This is a genomic window from Amycolatopsis sp. NPDC023774 (genome assembly GCF_040639695.1).
Taxonomy (GTDB): domain Bacteria; phylum Actinomycetota; class Actinomycetes; order Mycobacteriales; family Pseudonocardiaceae; genus Amycolatopsis.
Genome location: NZ_JBFAAJ010000001.1, coordinates 765,204 through 780,827 on the forward strand (window position 1 = coordinate 765,204; position 15,624 = coordinate 780,827).

Here is a 15,624-nt window from a genome sequence, read left to right on the forward strand (position 1 = left end):
GGAGGCACGCATGGTTTCACCCACGGCACGGCTGGCCGCGGCGGCGTCGAACGTCGTGGGGAAGGTGCTGCACGGTGGCGTCGCCGACCTGCGCCCCATGCCCCGGGTGCTCATCGACCAGGGCCCGAACCGCTCGCTGTACCGGATGACCCACAGCGGCGCGCCCGTGTCGGGGCCGCCGATCCTGCTCGTGCCGCCGCTGGCCGCACCCGCGCTCTGCTTCGACCTGCGCCGCGGCTGCAGCCTGATCGAGCACCTCGTGGAGGCCGGGCGCAACGTCTACCTCGTCGACTACGGCAACGTCGCGTTCTCCGACCGACGCCTCGGCATCGAGCACTGGATCGACGAGGTGCTGCCGCGCGCGATCCGCAAGGTGAGCGAGGACGCGGGCGGCGAGGGCGTGCACCTGGTGTCGTGGTCGCTGGGCGGGATCTTCTCGCTGCTGGTGAACGCCGACCAGCCGGAGCTGCCGATCGAGTCCGTCACCGCCATCGCGTCGCCGGTCGACTTCACGGCGATCCCGATCGTCGCGCCGTTCCGCCCGCTCGTCGACCTCACCGGCGGTCACCTGCTCACGCCGGTCTACCGCGCGTTCGGCGGCGCACCGTCCTATTTGGTCAGCCGTGTGTTCCGCGCCACGGGCATCAGCAAGGAGATCACGAAGCCCATCGCGATCCTCAAGAACCTCGACGACCGCGACTACCTCGCGCAGATCGAGGCCGTGGACCACTTCATGGACAACATGTACGCCTATCCGGGCCGCACGTTCGGGCAGCTCTACCACCGGCTCTTCCGCACCAACGACCTCGCCGAGGGCACCGTGGACCTCAACGGGCGCAAGATCAGCCTGTCGGGCGTGAAGGCCCCGGTGCTCGTCGTCGCGGGCGAGAACGACACCATCGCCCCGCAGCCTTCCGTGGAACGCGTGGTGCGGCTGCTGGACAACGCGCCGGAGGTGCGCTTCCGCACCGCACCCGGCGGTCACCTGGGTGTGCTCACCGGGCGCAAGGCGCGGGGTACGACGTGGACGTACCTAGACGAGTTCCTCGACGACCACGCGTAGTTCCGGCAACGAAAGCGGGCCACCCAGGTGGCCCGCTTTCGGGATTCGAGTCAGATCGCGGGCGCGGGACCGCGCTGGGCAGCGATCCACGCGCGGACGTCCTTGTGCATCAGGCCTCGCAGCGCGAGCGCCGCCAAGACGATGGGCAGCACCCCGACCACGCCCGAGTTGATGATCGTGATGATGCCGTTGATCACGACGATCGCCTCGACCACGATCGCCGCCACCCACGGCCACTGCTTGCCCGACGGCAGCGTGAGCGCGCACACGACGAGGACCACGATCATCACAACGTCGATCACGAGGTTCACGATCAGCAGCCCGGCGACGCCGGTGTCGCCGGCCGTCGTGGCGGCCAGCCTGCCCGCGAGGACCAGCAGCAGAATCGAGCCAAGCGCAAGGATGCCGGCCTGGATCCACATGAAGATCCGCGCCTGGCCCACGCCCTTCGGCGGGCCGTAAACCCCAGGGTTCGTCATGCGGGGAAGGTTAAGGCAAGGGTGCGGAAAACGATCGTTCGGAGATCAATCCGATATTCCGCACCTTGGCCGCTCATTGTGTAGTGGGTTGGGGAAAAACTCACTTGAGCACGCAGTGTGCCTCTTCCAGTCAAGCGCGACCACGCCGACGTGCTCGCCCGCGTCCGCGGGGACACCCTCGGCGCCCGCTCGGGAACGTCCGCGGGACCGTTCACAGTGGACACCCGGCGCGTCTTGCCGGCGGCCGGGGCGGCCTGCTGCGCGGAACAGGGGGGCAAAGCGAGCACAGCACCCACGCCGATCCCGCCGGCGAGGAAGCCCCGTCGGGTGAGCGCGTCTTCGAGCGTGGTCGCGGCGAGTCTCGGGCGCTCCAGGAGCAGCGTCGGGGCGGATGTTAGCTGTGGCTTCCTTGGTTGGGCTTTGTGACGCTGAAGCCGGGAGCAGGGCTGGGTCTACTTCAGCTGCGCCGAGGTCTTCCCCAGCACGCGTCGGGCCACGATCAGCTGCTGGATCTGCTGCGTCCCTTCGAAGATGTCCAAGATCTTCGCGTCGCGGGCCCACTTCTCGAGCAGCGATTCCTCCGTGTACCCATAGACACCTGCCAGCTCGACGCACTTCAGCGTCACGTCCACGACCGTCCGGCCGGCTTTGGCCTTTGCCATGGAGGCTTGCAGGGAGTTGGGCTTGCGGTTGTCCGCCATCCACGCCGATTCCAGCGTCAGCAGGTACGCGGATTCGAAGTCGGCCTCCAGTTCGAGCCAGGTGGCGGCGGCCGGGTGCTGCGGAGGGCGGTCGTAGTCGATCGTGACGCCCGCCGAGGACAGGATTCGGCGCGTCTCCTCCAACGCGGCACGGGCGACACCCACCGCCATGGCCGCGACCAAGGGCCGGGTGTTGTCGAAGGTCTGCATGACGCCCGCGAAGCCCTTGGCGGTGTCGATGTCCGGCGTGCCCAGCAGGTTCTCTCGGGGGACGCGGCAGTTCTCGAAGCGCAACACGGCCGTGTCGGACGCACGGATGCCCAGTTTGTGTTCCACGCGAACGACTTCGAAGCCCGGCGTGCCCTTCTCGACCACAAAGGACTTGATCGCGGAGCGGCCCTTCGAGCGGTCCAAAGTGGCCCAGACCACGACGGCGTCGGCGCGCTGGCCCGAGGTCACGAAGATCTTCTCGCCGTTGAGCACGTAGTCGTCGCCGTCGAGGACGGCGGTGGTGGTGATGGCGGCGGAGTCGGAGCCGCAGTCGGGTTCGGTGATGGCCATCGCCGCCCACAGACCGGAAAACCGGGCGAGCTGCTCGTCCGTCGCGACGGAGCTGATGGCCGCGTTGCCCAGGCCCTGGCGCGGCATGGACAGCAGCAGGCCCACGTCACCCCAGCACATCTCGATCGTGCCGAGGACGACGTTGAGGTTGGCGCCGTTGCGGTTTCCGTCACCGGCCGAGTCACGGGAACGGCGCACGCCCGCCGCGCCGGCGCCGCCTTCGCCGGAGGAGTTGAGGCCGTCGAGCAGGGCGGCGAACATGTCGAGCTCGGCGGGGTAGGTGTGTTCGGCGCGGTCGTACTTGCGCGAGATCGGCCGGAACACTTCGGCCGCGGCCTGGTACGCCTGGTTGATCAGCGTGCCGGCCTTCTTCGGAACTTCGAGGTTGATCATCGGAAAGCCTTTCTAGAGGAGGACGGCGCCTTCCATCACGCCGATCGCTCGCAAGTCCCGGTACCAGCGCTCCACGGGGTGCTCCTTCACGAAGCCGTGCCCGCCCAGCAGCTGCACGCCCGCATTGCCGATGCGCATGCCTTTGTCCACGGCCAGCTTGCGGGCCAGCGCGGCCTCCCGCGCGTAGTCCTTGCCCTGCTCGGCCCGCGCCGCCGCGCGCAGTGTGACCAGGCGCAGGCCCTCCAGCTCGATGGCGATGTCGGCGACGGAGAAGGCCACCGCCTGCCGGTGGCTGATCGGCTCGCCGAACGCGGTGCGCTCGTTCACGTAGGGCACCACGTAGTCGAGCACGGCCTTCGCCGTCCCGGCCGCGAGCGCCGCCCAGCCCAGCCGCGAGAGCCGCACGACCTCGGTGAACACGTCGGCCTTCCCACCGCCGAGCAACGCACCCGCCGGCAGCGCGACCTTCTCCAGGTGCAGCTTGCCGGTCGCGGCGCCGCGCAGGCCCATCGCCGGCTCCGCCTCCACCGTGACGCCCGCCGACGAAGACTCCACGAGGAACAGCGCGGGGCCGCGGCCTTCGAGATCGGCCGAAACGAGGAACAGCTCCGCCTCCGCCGCGCGCGGGACCAGCGACTTCACACCGTCGAGCTGGTAGCCCTTCGGCGTGCGCTTGGCCTTGGTGGCGGGCTTGAACGGGTCGAACAGCGGCGTGCGCTCCAGCAGCGCCAGCGCCGCGGCGGGCACCTGGTCGCCGGCGAACGCGGGCACGTAGTCGGCCTGCTGCTGCTCGTCGCCCCAGGACACGAGCGCCGTGCTCACCGCGGACGGCGCCAGAACCGCCACGGCCAGCCCCATGTCACCGTGCGCGAGGGCCTCGGCAACGAGCGCGTTGGTGACGACCGAACGCTCCGTGCCTGCCCCGCCCAGCTCCTCCGGGATGCCGACCAGGCTGATGCCCAGCTCAGCCGCGCGGGTGAGCAGGCCTTCGGGCGCCGCGAGCTTGGCGTCGGCGTCCGCGGCGGCGGGCCGCAGCTGCTCGGCGGCGAACTCGGTCACCGTTTCCGCGATGAGCTGCTGGTCTTCGCTCGGCGTGAGGTCGAACAGCCCGACGTCGTCCTGCGCGGGAGCCAGCCGCGCGGGTTTGCCGAGCCGCCGCACCGACTTGAACGACCGCGTGGCCGCTCCCGCCGCGCGGAAACCGTTGCGGGTGCCCGCTTTGACCAAGTTCTGCACGGGCCCGCGCAGCCCGGCCCTGTCGATCACTTCGCTCCCGGCCAGCCGGGTGAGCGCGGCCAGGCCGAAGCCCATCGCGTCTCGTTTCCTCGCCGCAGCCATGTGGCCTCTCCCTCGGGGTACCTACTCGTGAGTAGGTTAGCGGGTGGCGGAGGAGATCGCCAGTCGGGTGTGGCGGTGCGTCACCGGCGCCGGTTCGAACGGCCGAACTGCTGCGCTTCTCCGGTGAATTCGCCGGGTGACGGCAATTGCACTCTTTAGTGTGGAAACGGTTTCATGATCACCCGGGGCTCGGCACACTTCGATGTGGAATTTTCGCCGGAATGATGTGGGGAGTCATGGCCGCCACTGCCGAAGATCGGGTTAGGGTCGTTTTCGACTTGTTCGATGTTGATCACAACGACTATTTGGAGGAGAGCGATTTCGCCGCGATGTCCAGCCGCGTCGAGCAGGTGGCGGACGGCTCGAGCCCCGAGGCGAAGGCCGCCCTGAAGGCCTCCTTCGCCAAGTGGTGGACCACTGTCGAACGTGAACTGGACACCAATCGTGACGGCAAGGTGAGCTACGCCGAGTTTTCCGCGTGCGTCCTCTCGCCCGAGAAGTTCGACGACACCGTGGCGTTCTTCGCCGACGCCCTATCCGAACTCGGCGACCCCGACGGCGACGGGCTGATCGAACGTCCGCTTTTCACCGCTTTGATGCTGGCCATCGGATTCAGTCCGGCAAACGTCGACGCATTGTTCGATTATTTCCAACCCGACGGTGCAGACCGAATCGCCGTTCGCGTCTGGCGCGACGGCATCGTGGAGTACTACCACCCGACCAAGCCTGATGTCGCCGGGAACTACCTGGTTCCCTGAGCGGGGAGATTTTGCGAGCACCGCGGCATCCACTGCCGCGGTGCTCGTGTTTTCTCCGCCTCACGGAACCGCGCACTCCAGCACCGCATGCAGCAAAGCCGTCAACTCCGCCTCCAGATTCGCCCGCCCGCCAACCCGACGGGTCCGCGTCAGGTCGTTCGCGATCGTCAACGCCGCATGCACTCGGATCTTCGCCTCACGGGCCGGCGAGGTGGGGTCGATGGCCGCCAGCAACGCCACCCACTGATCCACATAATCCCGCTGCACACGCAGTAGATCGGCCTTGTCGCGGTCCGGCATGGTGACGCGGTCGGCCGTGAAGGAGACCAGCAGCTCGGGCGTGTGCAGCAATGTGTGGACGTACGAAGCCGCCAGGCGGCGCAGGGCCGAGCGTTCGTCCGGCGCCCGCAGGGCCTGCTCGGCAGCGAGAGCCAACCGGTCCGCCGCGCGGTGACCGATGGCCACCATCAAAGCCGCCTTGCTCGGAAAATGCCGGTACACGCTGGGCCCGGCAATACCGGCCGCGGCGCCGATGTCCTCCATGCTCACCGCGTGGAACCCGCGTTCGCCGAACAACGCCGTCGCCGCCGCCAGCACCTGTTCGCGACGTGAGGGCGTGCCAAGGCCGTCGCGGACCGGCTCCGCGGAGCCGCCGGACGGGAGTGTGCTGTTCAACACAGCCGTGGCCAGCTCGACGAGCAGCGGAACGAATCTGCGACGGGCCACCGTCGTGTGGTGCACGGCCACACTGCCGAACACCGAGAGCGCTCCCCAGCACAGGAACTCGGCGTCGTCCACGGACAGGTCGGGCCGCGTGGCCAGCAGGGCCTTCGTCCACGCGTCGAGTACCGCGCCTGACCGGCGGCGGATCTCGCGCCGCTCGTCGCGGGGCAGATGAGGGCCTTCCCAGCGCCACAAAGCAGCGATCTCGCGCCGCTCGACGGCCTGCGTGGCCAGCCCTGTGAGCAGCACTTCCAGCTGGTCGGAAGCGCCCGACAACGCCGAAGCGGTCACGGCCTCCATGTCGTCGATCCCCGCCAGCACGACGTACGCCAGGATCGCCTGCTTGTCCGCGAAGTGCCGGTACAGCGCCGGCCCGGTGACGCCCGCCGCGGCCGCGATGTCGTTGATGCCGACGCCGTGGAAGCCGCGCGCGCGGAACAGCCCCGCGGCCACCGCGGCGAGCTGTGCCTTGCGGTCGCGGGGGCGCGACCCGCGGGCTGGAGTCCTCATGGTGAACCGACGATAGCGCGAATCGGAACGCGGGCAACCCATTGACACCATCGGGTTCGCCAGGCTTATGTTAATGGGCATTAGCACCCATGGCTCGGTATGCTCGGCCGTGAGATACACCGAAGTGTCCAACCACGCCGCTGCGCGGAGGAGTGTTCAGTGAGTAGCGAGGCCTACATCTACGAGGCGATGCGCACGCCTCGAGGTAAGAACAAGGGCGGTGCCCTCCACGGCACCAAGCCGCTCGACCTGGTGGTCGGGCTGATCGAAGAGCTCAAGGTCCGCCACCCGAACCTCGACCCGAAGGCGATCGACGACATCGTGCTCGGCGTGGTCTCGCCGGTGGGTGAGCAGGGCGCCGACATCGCGCGCACCGCCGCCCTCGTGTCGGGCCTGCCGGAGACGGTCGCGGGCGTGCAGCTCAACCGCTTCTGCGCGTCGGGCCTGGAAGCCACCAACATCGCGGCGCAGAAGGTGCGCTCGGGCTGGGACCAGCTGATCATCGCCGGCGGCGTGGAGTCCATGTCGCGCGTGCCGATGGGTTCCGACGGCGGCGCGCTGTTCATGGACCCGACCACGGCGTACGACGAGTACATCGTGCCGCAGGGCATCGGCGCCGACCTGATCGCGACGATGGAGGGCTTCAGTCGCGAGGACGTCGACCGGTTCGCGGTGCGTTCGCAGGAGAAGGCCGAGGCGGCCTGGTCCGGCGGCTACTTCGCGAAGTCCGTGGTGCCCGTGAAGGACCTCAACGGCGTCACGATCCTCGACCACGACGAACACCGCCGCCCCGGCAGCACCGTCGAGGGCCTGGCGAAGCTCAAGCCCGCGTTCACCACGATCGGCGACATGGGCGGCTTCGACGCCGTCGCGCTGCAGAAGTACCACCAGGTCGAAAAGATCGACCACGTCCACACGGGCGGCAACTCCTCCGGCATCGTCGACGGCGCGGCCATCGTGCTCGTCGGCAGCGAAGAGGTCGGCAAGACCTTCGGCCTCACGCCGAAGGCGCGCATCGTCGCCACCGCCGCCATCGGCTCGGAGCCGACGATCATGCTCACCGGCCCCACGCCGGCCACGCAGAAGGTGCTCAAGACCGCGGGCCTGACCCCGGACGACATCGACCTGTGGGAGCTCAACGAGGCGTTCGCCTCCGTCGTGCTCAAGTGGATGAAGGACCTGCACCTGCCCGAGGAGAAGGTCAACGTCAACGGTGGCGCGATCGCCATGGGCCACCCGCTCGGCGCCACCGGCGCGATGCTGGTCGGCACAGTGGTCGACGAGCTGGAACGCCGCCAGGCGCGCCGCGCCCTGGTGACCCTGTGCATCGGCGGCGGCATGGGCGTCGCGACCATCATCGAGCGGGTGTGAGGACCACTGTGTCGGACCAAAAACTGGCTGAAAGCAAGACCATCCGCTGGGAGCAGGACGCGGACGGCATCGTCACGCTGACGCTGGACGACCCCAACCAGTCGGCCAACACCATGAACTCCGCGTTCCGCGAGTCGCTCGGCGTGATCGTCGACCGGCTGGAGGCGGAGAAGGACGACATCACCGGTGTCGTGATCACGTCGGCCAAGAAGACGTTCTTCGCCGGTGGCGACCTGCGCGACCTGATTCAGGCCACGCCGGAGCAGGCCGAGGCGTTCACCGCGTCCAGCACGCTGATGAAGAGCCAGATGCGACGCATCGAGCAGCTCGGCAAACCGGTCGTCGCGGCCATCAACGGCGCCGCTTTGGGCGGTGGCCTCGAAATCGCGCTGGCGACGCACCACCGCATCGCGGCCGACGCCAAGGGCAGCCAGATCGGCCTGCCGGAGGTCACGCTGGGCCTGCTGCCCGGTGGCGGCGGCGTTGTGCGCACCGTGCGGCTGCTGGGCATTCAGAGCGCGCTGCTGAACGTGCTGCTGCAGGGCACGCGCCACAAGCCGCGCAAGGCGCTGGAGCTGGGGCTCGTCCACGAGGTCGTCGACACCGTCGAGGAGCTGGTGCCCGCCGCCAAGGCGTGGATCAAGGCCAACCCCGAGGGCGGCGTGCAGCCGTGGGACGTCAAGGGGTACAAGATCCCGGGCGGCACCCCGTCGAACCCGAGCTTCGCGGCGAACCTGCCCGCGTTCCCGGCGAACCTGCGCAAGCAGCTCAAGGGTGCGCCGATGCCGGCGCCGCGCGCGATCCTGGCCGCGGCCATCGAGGGCGCGCAGGTCGACTTCGACACCGCGATCAAGGTCGAGACGCGCTACTTCGTCAGCCTGGCCACCGGGCAGGTCTCGAAGAACATGACCAAGGCGTTCTTCTTCGACCTGCAGTCGATCAACTCGGGCGGCTCGCGTCCGGACGGTTTCGAGAAGTACACCGCTCGCAAGGTCGGTGTGCTCGGCGCCGGGATGATGGGCGCGGCGATCGCCTATGTGTCGGCCAAGGCCGGCATCGACGTCGTGCTCAAGGACGTCTCGCAGGAAGCCGCCGACAAGGGCAAGAGCTACGCGGTCAAGCTGGAGGAGAAGGCCCTCTCGCGCGGCAAGACCACGCAGGAGAAGTCCGACGAGTTGCTGGCCCGGATCAAGCCGACTGCCGACGCGGCCGACTTCGCCGGCGTCGACTTCGTGATCGAGGCCGTGTTCGAGAGCGTCGAGCTCAAGCACAAGGTCTTCGGCGAGATCGAGAGCGTCGTGAACTCCGACGCGGTGCTGGGCTCCAACACTTCCACCCTGCCGATCACCACCCTCGCCGAGGGCGTGAAGCGGCAGGAGGACTTCATCGGGATCCACTTCTTCTCGCCCGTGGACAAGATGCCGCTGGTCGAGATCATCTGCGGTGAGAAGACTTCGCCCGCGACGCTCGCGAAGGTCTTCGACTACACCCTCCAGATCAAGAAGACCCCGATCGTCGTCAACGACAGCCGCGGCTTCTTCACCTCGCGCGTGATCGGCACGTTCATCAACGAGGCCGTCGCCGCGCTGGGCGAGGGCGTCGAGCCGGCGTCGATCGAGCAGGCGGGTTCGCAGGCCGGCTACCCGGCCCCACCGCTGCAGCTGATGGACGAGCTCACGCTCACACTGCCGCGCAAGATCCGCCTCGAGACCAAGAACGCGGTCGAGGCCGCGGGCGGCACCTGGACGCCGCACGCGTCGGAGGCCGTGATCGACCGCATGCTCGACGAATACGACCGCAAGGGCCGAAGCAGCGGCGCCGGCTTCTACGAGTACGACGAGAACGGCAAGCGCACCGGCCTCTGGCCCGGCTTGCGCGACGCCTTCAAGTCCGGCACCGGCGACGTCCCCTTCGAAGACCTCAAGGAGCGCATGCTCTTCGCCGAGGCGCTCGAAACGGTGAAGTGCTTCGACGAAGGCGTTCTGGCCACCGTGGCGGACGCGAACATCGGCTCGATCTTCGGTATCGGCTTCCCCGCGTGGACCGGTGGCGTGATCCAGTACATCAACCAGTACGCCGGTGGGCTGCAGGGCTTCGTCGACCGCGCCCGCGAGCTGGCGGCCCGGTACGGCGACCACTTCCTGCCGCCGGAATCGCTGGTGGAGAAGGCGGCCAAGGGCGAGATCTACGAATGAGTTCTAGGCGCTGACCGAGAGGGGCTCTTCCGCGGATTCGTCCGGGGAAGAGCCTTTTTCGTGCTCGGGAACCAGGTCCAACCGGATGGTGTAGCCGAGGAAACGGGCGTACATCAGGAATTCGCACAGCGCCAGGTCGTGCACGGTCGGGCTGTACTCCAGGCACCAGAGGTGAATGGGGCTGGTGCCGAGCGCCTCGGCGAGATCGGTGCGAGTGCGGCCGGCGGCCATCCGGGCGCGGCGCAGTTTTTCTTGCAAGCGACGGGGTTCGGCCATGGCGTCCGCGTCGGGGTCGGGGATCGTGAAGTCGGTGTGGGGCATGCGTTCGCGCCAGGGAAGCGGACGTTCGGCGGGGTCGTCCTCCACGATCAGCAGGCGGATGGCGCAGCCGAGTTCGCGGGCGTACTCGGCGAGCCGGTGCAGGCCCTTCGAATGCGGGGCGCGGAACCACCACCGGGCGGCGGTGACACGGCCGGGGAGGCCGGTCATCTCCTGGATGTTGGCGAAAGTCCAGCCGCGGGAGTAGCGGACTTCCTCGAGCCGCGCCCGCGCAACCTCGATCTGTTCCGTCAACGAATCCATGGTTCACCATCCAGCGGCTTGACCTGACGAGTGCCCCACGGTGACATACAGTGGGGCAACTGGTCAAGACAAGTTGATGAGTGTAAGAATAGCGCCATGGTGGATCGCAGAAGTGGCATACCTGCGTTTCGGCAGGTGGCCGGGGATCTTCGCGACAAGATCGCGGCAGGTGAATACGCACCGGGTGAGCAGCTGCCCAGCGAGCGCGAACTGGTCGACGCCTACGGTGTGTCGCGGCCAACCGTTCGAGAAGCGGTGACCATGCTGCGTTCGGAAGGTCTGGTGACGTCCGAGCACGGACGCGGAGTGTTCGTTCGGCCGCCTGCGCTGGTGCAGCGACGAGTGGCGACCACTCGGCTTTCTCGTGCCGCTCGGCAAAGCGACCGCGGCGCCTTCCGTGCCGATGCCACGGCTCGCGGTCTTACTCCCTCCGCCTCGGTCGAAGTCAGGTTCGAGCGCGCAGATGCCCGAGCCGCCAAGAGGCTTGCGGTCTCCGAAGGCGCCGAGGTGACCGTTCGGGACCGCGTGATGCGTGCAGACGATCTGGTCGTGCAGCTCGCGGTGTCGAGGTTGCCTCGCGAGCTGACCCGCGGCACTGTGATCGAAGAGCCCGACACCGGGCCTGGCGGCACCTACGCGCGGCTGGAGGATGGCGGGCACCGGCTCGGCTCGTTCATCGAGCAGGTCGGCGCCCGGATGCCTTCGCCGGACGAAACCTCGTTGTTGCAGCTCGCCGACGGTGTCCCCGTCATCACCGTCACCCGGGTGGCCTACGGCACAGACGGCACGCCACTCGAGATGAACGACATGGTCCTGGCCGCGGACCGCTACGAGCTGTCGTACGAATGGCCCGCCGACTAGTCCGTTCGCTGCTGTGTCGGCAGAAATGCCGGGCGACCTCCCGCTCCTCGCATGTGAAACTGGTTCATGGACCAGACCACGACAACGCCCACCGAGGAGCGTGACCCGCTCGCCTTCGCGGGGTCCGACAAGCTGGTGAAGCTGGTCGGCGCGCTGTACCAACGGCCGCGGATGGGGGATCTGCCGCGGTCGTTGCACTCGGCGAACGTCGAGTGGGAACCCGGCTACCAGCAGGAACGCGCGGGCCGCAAGGGTTTGCCGATGGTCTGCCTGGTGCGGGCGGATTCGGGTGTCGGCGTGCTCGACGAGTTCAAGCGGCGGCTGGGCACGGCGCGGCCCAGCGGCGGCGTGCGCTACGCGTACCTCCCGCTCGACCAGCGCGAGGAGACCGACACCGAAGGCGCCGCGACCGAGGCGAGCGTCCACGCGATCCGCGACATCCTGTGGGAGGCGCGCACCGAACTGCTGCGCAGCCCGCGTTCGCGGGGCTCGGGGTTGCGGTTCGGGCTGTTCACGCTCGTCGTGCAGCTGATGGCCGAGAAGCTGCCCGCCTCGGATCCGCCGGAGCGGACATTGCTGCGCAAGCTGCAGGACAACGGCCTGCTCGTGCGGTTCCGTTCGGCGATCGAGAACGTGGGCAAGGAGCTGGTGCCGTCCAACGACGCGTGGAAGTACCCGTTGCTGGTGCTGCGGTTGCTGACGATGGCGACCTTCCGGCTGGCCGTCACCGGTCGCGTGCCGCTGCTTTCCGGGCGGTACCGCTGGTTCTTGCGCCAGCCGCACCTCGCGCCGGAGATGTCGGGCAGCTTCGTGCGCTTCGCGGTGCGCCTCACCGACGGCGAGTGGCAGCAGGAGTCGCCGGAGTTCGTCGCGCGGCTGCTGGTCAATGCGTTCCTCGAGGACCTGCGCCGCGGCTACCGGCTGCAGTTCTTCCGGCGCCGGCGGATGACGTACCCGGTGCTGCTGCTCGACCACGTCACCACCACCAACGGCGGCTACCGGCTGCTGGAGCTCATCAACGACGTGCGCAACCAGACGGGCCTGTTCGACCCGTTGCTGGTGGTCAGCACGAGCGACGCACCGCCGCCGGAGAACCGCCCGAGCCAGGGCCGTCCACGGTGGACCGCAGCGGACGCGGGCGACGCGTACCGCTCGTGGCAGCACGAGCTGCTCCGCGACCGCCGCGCCCGGGACGCCGCCGCGTGGTACCTGCCGATCGGCCTCGACCCCGGCACGCCCGAGCAGCAGGGCAGAGCGCGCAAGCACTTGCAGTCGCTGGGGGACACTTATGTGCTGCGCCGTCGTCAGGCCCGTCCGCCGTGGTGGGCGACGCGGTGGATGCGGCTGGGGGTGCCGCTGGTGATCGTCGCGCTCGTGGCGAGTGTCGTCGCGGTGCGGTATGAGGACTTCCGCACCAGTCACTGCGGCACAACGAGCGAGTGGCTCACGTGGACGGGCACCGAGTGCGTGGGGATCTCCGACGGCTCCTTCACGGTGTTCCAGCCCGCCGACGACACGATCCGGCAGGTGCTTTCCGTGATCACGGACCAGAACCGGCGCGCGGCCGAGCTGCACGAGGCGCACCCGGAACGGCCGTACATCACGCTCGTGGACCTCGAAGCACTGACGTCGTCCAACGGCACGCCCGAAGGTCTCACTGCGGAACGCGAGTCCCTGGAAGGCGTCGCGGTCGCGCAGCTTCGGCAGCTCACGGCCACGGCGACGGCCGAGCCGATCGTGCGCGTGCTCGTGGCGAACGGCGGGCTCGGGATGCGGCAGGGCGTAGCCGTCGCGCGGCAGCTGAGCCGGATGGCCGAGCAGGACCACAGCGTCGTCGGCGTGGTGGGGCTGGACATGAGCAGCCTGCCGACGCAGCAGACCATCCGCGCCCTCGGCGACGCCGGCCTGCCGGTGGTGGCTTCGACCCTGTCGGCCGACGGGCTCGCCGACCAGAACCCGGTGTACTTCCAGGTGGCGCCGCAGAACCGTCGCGAGGCCGCGGTGGCCGCGGCTTTCGCTGCCACACGACCGGGCCCGCGGTTCTTGCGCGTCTACTACTCGGACGACGATTCCGACACCTACAGCACCAACCTGCGCGACGACGTCATGAAGTCGTTCACGGACCAGGGTTTTTCGGTCGAGGCCCGGGCCTTCACGCCGGACGGCGGCCAGCAGGCGCCTTCGTCGCACGACCGCTATGGCGAACGTCTCGTCGGCAACGCCGCCGCGGCCGGCCGGGACACGTGCTCCTACAACGGTTTCGTCCTCTTCGCCGGCCGCGGCGTCCCGGACTTCGGCGACTTCGCCACCGGCGCCGCCCAATGCGGCAGCACCGCCACGATCCTCGGCGACGACGACGTGTCCCGTTATGTCGCAGACCAGGTCGCGCGCGAGCAGAACCGCGCGCTGCCGTACTACTACCTGTCCTTCGCCAGCGAACCGGCGACCGACCCGCAAGGCCTGGCGCGCGACTTCTACACCACGCTGGACCGCACGCTGTTCCCGTTCGAGCAGACCGAACGCGGCCGTTCCTTCGACGGCCACGCCGCGTTGTCCTACGACGCCGCGCTGGTGATGATCACGGCCACTGCCTACCTGCGCGAGACTTCCGCCGACATCCCCGTGACGCCGGGCGCGGTGTGGCGCGAGATCACCGCCATCCACACCTCCCACCCCGACGACCACCAGACGAACAAATACATCGAAGGCGTCACCGGCACCATCGACTACGGCGGCGACATCGGCCGGCACGTCCCGGAAGCCAAGCCGGTGTCGGTGCTGCGCGTCGAAGGCGGCGAGGTGGTGCGGGGGTTGCAGGGCTTCTGCGGGATGGCGGCGGGACACACGTCGGATGCGTGGTGTCCGGCGGATTCCTGAGGGTTCTCATCGCGACGGCCGGTAGCGGATGTGGGTTTCGGGCAACGTGGTGCCACCGCGGAGTTCGGCGTCCGCGTCGAACTGCGCGAACCAGAACGTGGAGCGGTCGGCCTCGGACAAACTGCGCTGGACGGTCTCCCGTTCGTCCTTCCCGAGGGCTAGTTGATGCTCGTCTTCGGTCACCGCCTGCTTGCGGTAGCCGACCGCGAGCAGCGCCACGCCGCCGAATCCCGCGACCACCGACAGGCGATCTTGGTGATCCAGCGAACCCAATCCGACACGACGGATGCGACTGGCCGGCACCGCCCAGACGCCTGGCCGGCGGACTCCACAGCGGCCGGCTCACCTCACCGGGCGGTACCGAAGATCCACCGCCAGCGCCGGATCACCGTCGTGGACACGGGCCCAGCGGATCGGCGCTGTGCCCGGGCTGTCGAACAGGCGCACGCCCGAGCCGAGCATCACGGGGGCCAGGTGGACGCGGAACTCGTCGATCAGACCGAGCTGCAGGCATTGGCGCGCGATGTCCTGGCTGTGGATCTCCAGGTCCTTGCCCTTCGCGGCGGCCAGGCCGATCTCGACGGCCTCGGTCAAATCGCAGTCGAGGAACGTGATGCCGGCGTCCGGGACCGCGTCTTCGGGATGGTGGGTCAGCACGAACACCGGGCCGGTCCACTCGCCGCCGTAGGGCTGGCGGCTCGCTTTGCCGGGGAAGCGCTGAGCGAGGGCGTCGTAGCCGCGGCGGCCGCCCAGGACGGCGCCGAGGGTGGACATGGCGTCGTGGTGGGTGGCGGGGGCGACTTTGGTGCCCGACATCCAGTCCATCGAGTGGCCGGGGCCGGCCGCGAAGCCGTCGAGCGACATCATGAGGTGCCAGCGCACGTTACCCATGGGCGTCTCCGTTCGTTTCGGTGTGCCCGTACTGACTGCCGGCCACCCGAAAACTCATCGGCTCAGCATCCACCGGACCAAGCCGAAGACCCGGCCCGATGCGCGGCTGCGACGTTCACGCTCTCCGCGGGCGGCAGTGACCGGGCCCCGCGGGTTACCCTCCAGAACGGGGCGTACCGGCAGTTCGCGGCACGCCCGCGCAGCCGCCGGCTAGGTCGGCGGCTACGCGGTGCTGCGGTGATCTGGTGCCGCACAATTTCGTTGCCCGGAAACGGATTCGGCACCATTCTGTGTATTTGTTCACAAATGTAACGCTTCGCG

Annotated in this window: 13 protein-coding genes; 6 read left to right on the forward strand and 7 right to left on the reverse strand. The window is 68.7% G+C overall.

Features of this window, described 5'->3' with window-relative positions; translation table 11 throughout:
* Positions 1-10: 10 nt before the first annotated feature.
* Positions 11-1,063, forward strand: coding sequence for an alpha/beta fold hydrolase (locus AB0F91_RS03825; RefSeq protein ID WP_360594462.1), 1,053 nt, complete (start codon positions 11-13; stop codon positions 1,061-1,063).
* A gap of 50 nt (positions 1,064-1,113) precedes the next feature.
* Here the strand turns inward: AB0F91_RS03825 and AB0F91_RS03830 are convergent, their stop codons facing one another.
* The 3 genes from AB0F91_RS03830 to AB0F91_RS03840 form a co-directional block, all read right to left on the reverse strand.
* A complete protein-coding gene (locus tag AB0F91_RS03830; RefSeq protein WP_360594464.1) occupies positions 1,114-1,542 on the reverse strand; it encodes a hypothetical protein in 429 nt (142 codons plus the stop codon).
* A gap of 452 nt (positions 1,543-1,994) precedes the next feature.
* Positions 1,995-3,197 (reverse strand): acyl-CoA dehydrogenase family protein, encoded by a 1,203-nt coding sequence (locus AB0F91_RS03835; RefSeq protein WP_360594465.1) that lies wholly within the window; start codon positions 3,195-3,197, stop codon positions 1,995-1,997.
* Positions 3,198-3,209: 12 nt separating this feature from the next.
* Positions 3,210-4,508 (reverse strand): acyl-CoA dehydrogenase family protein, encoded by a 1,299-nt coding sequence (locus AB0F91_RS03840; protein WP_360595147.1) that lies wholly within the window; start codon positions 4,506-4,508, stop codon positions 3,210-3,212.
* A gap of 263 nt (positions 4,509-4,771) precedes the next feature.
* On the opposite strand from AB0F91_RS03840, the gene AB0F91_RS03845 reads away from it, so the two are divergent.
* The gene (locus tag AB0F91_RS03845) at positions 4,772-5,293 is read left to right on the forward strand and encodes an EF-hand domain-containing protein (RefSeq protein ID WP_360594467.1); all 522 of its coding nucleotides are present in this window, start codon (positions 4,772-4,774) and stop codon (positions 5,291-5,293) included.
* Positions 5,294-5,353: 60 nt separating this feature from the next.
* Here the strand turns inward: AB0F91_RS03845 and AB0F91_RS03850 are convergent, their stop codons facing one another.
* Positions 5,354-6,526 (reverse strand): TetR/AcrR family transcriptional regulator, encoded by a 1,173-nt coding sequence (locus AB0F91_RS03850; RefSeq protein ID WP_360595149.1) that lies wholly within the window; start codon positions 6,524-6,526, stop codon positions 5,354-5,356.
* 159 nt (positions 6,527-6,685) lie between these two features.
* On the opposite strand from AB0F91_RS03850, the gene AB0F91_RS03855 reads away from it, so the two are divergent.
* Both AB0F91_RS03855 and AB0F91_RS03860 read left to right on the forward strand, forming a co-directional pair.
* The gene (locus AB0F91_RS03855) at positions 6,686-7,897 is read left to right on the forward strand and encodes an acetyl-CoA C-acetyltransferase (protein ID WP_360594468.1); all 1,212 of its coding nucleotides are present in this window, start codon (positions 6,686-6,688) and stop codon (positions 7,895-7,897) included.
* Positions 7,898-7,920: 23 nt separating this feature from the next.
* Complete coding sequence (locus AB0F91_RS03860) at positions 7,921-10,092, forward strand: 3-hydroxyacyl-CoA dehydrogenase NAD-binding domain-containing protein (RefSeq protein WP_360595151.1); 2,172 nt, start codon at positions 7,921-7,923, stop codon at positions 10,090-10,092.
* 3 nt (positions 10,093-10,095) lie between these two features.
* Here AB0F91_RS03860 and AB0F91_RS03865 read toward each other — a convergent pair whose 3' ends face one another.
* Positions 10,096-10,674 carry a helix-turn-helix transcriptional regulator gene (locus AB0F91_RS03865; protein WP_360594470.1) on the reverse strand — a complete coding sequence of 193 codons (579 nt, stop codon included), beginning with the start codon at positions 10,672-10,674 and terminating at the stop codon, positions 10,096-10,098.
* 96 nt (positions 10,675-10,770) lie between these two features.
* Here AB0F91_RS03865 and AB0F91_RS03870 point away from each other — a divergent pair, with 96 nt between their 5' ends.
* Positions 10,771-11,535, forward strand: a complete 765-nt coding sequence (locus AB0F91_RS03870) for a GntR family transcriptional regulator (RefSeq protein ID WP_360594472.1) — start codon at positions 10,771-10,773, stop codon at positions 11,533-11,535.
* 66 nt (positions 11,536-11,601) lie between these two features.
* Positions 11,602-14,412, forward strand: a complete 2,811-nt coding sequence (locus AB0F91_RS03875) for a hypothetical protein (protein ID WP_360594474.1) — start codon at positions 11,602-11,604, stop codon at positions 14,410-14,412.
* Positions 14,413-14,418: 6 nt separating this feature from the next.
* On the opposite strand, the gene AB0F91_RS03880 is transcribed toward AB0F91_RS03875, so the two are convergent.
* Together AB0F91_RS03880 and AB0F91_RS03885 are read right to left on the reverse strand one after the other, a co-directional pair.
* Entirely contained in the window at positions 14,419-14,652 is a 234-nt protein-coding gene (locus AB0F91_RS03880) for a hypothetical protein (protein ID WP_360594476.1), read from the reverse strand.
* Between the two features lie 102 nt (positions 14,653-14,754).
* A complete protein-coding gene (locus AB0F91_RS03885; protein ID WP_360594478.1) occupies positions 14,755-15,303 on the reverse strand; it encodes a dihydrofolate reductase family protein in 549 nt (182 codons plus the stop codon).
* Positions 15,304-15,624: the final 321 nt, after the last annotated feature.

What these genes read in the sequence shown, in the direction of transcription:
- AB0F91_RS03885 (WP_360594478.1), bottom strand. Translation starts at nt 15,303, where the DNA reads ATGGGTAACGTGCGCTGGCACCTCATGATGTCGCTCGACGGCTTCGCG.
- AB0F91_RS03825 (WP_360594462.1), top strand. Translation starts at nt 11, where the DNA reads ATGGTTTCACCCACGGCACGGCTGGCCGCGGCGGCGTCGAACGTCGTG.
- AB0F91_RS03865 (WP_360594470.1), bottom strand. Translation starts at nt 10,674, where the DNA reads ATGGATTCGTTGACGGAACAGATCGAGGTTGCGCGGGCGCGGCTCGAG.
- AB0F91_RS03870 (WP_360594472.1), top strand. Translation starts at nt 10,771, where the DNA reads ATGGTGGATCGCAGAAGTGGCATACCTGCGTTTCGGCAGGTGGCCGGG.
- AB0F91_RS03840 (WP_360595147.1), bottom strand. Translation starts at nt 4,508, where the DNA reads ATGGGCTTCGGCCTGGCCGCGCTCACCCGGCTGGCCGGGAGCGAAGTG.
- AB0F91_RS03835 (WP_360594465.1), bottom strand. Translation starts at nt 3,197, where the DNA reads ATGATCAACCTCGAAGTTCCGAAGAAGGCCGGCACGCTGATCAACCAG.
- AB0F91_RS03845 (WP_360594467.1), top strand. Translation starts at nt 4,772, where the DNA reads ATGGCCGCCACTGCCGAAGATCGGGTTAGGGTCGTTTTCGACTTGTTC.
- AB0F91_RS03850 (WP_360595149.1), bottom strand. Translation starts at nt 6,526, where the DNA reads ATGAGGACTCCAGCCCGCGGGTCGCGCCCCCGCGACCGCAAGGCACAG.
- AB0F91_RS03830 (WP_360594464.1), bottom strand. Translation starts at nt 1,542, where the DNA reads ATGACGAACCCTGGGGTTTACGGCCCGCCGAAGGGCGTGGGCCAGGCG.
- AB0F91_RS03875 (WP_360594474.1), top strand. Translation starts at nt 11,602, where the DNA reads ATGGACCAGACCACGACAACGCCCACCGAGGAGCGTGACCCGCTCGCC.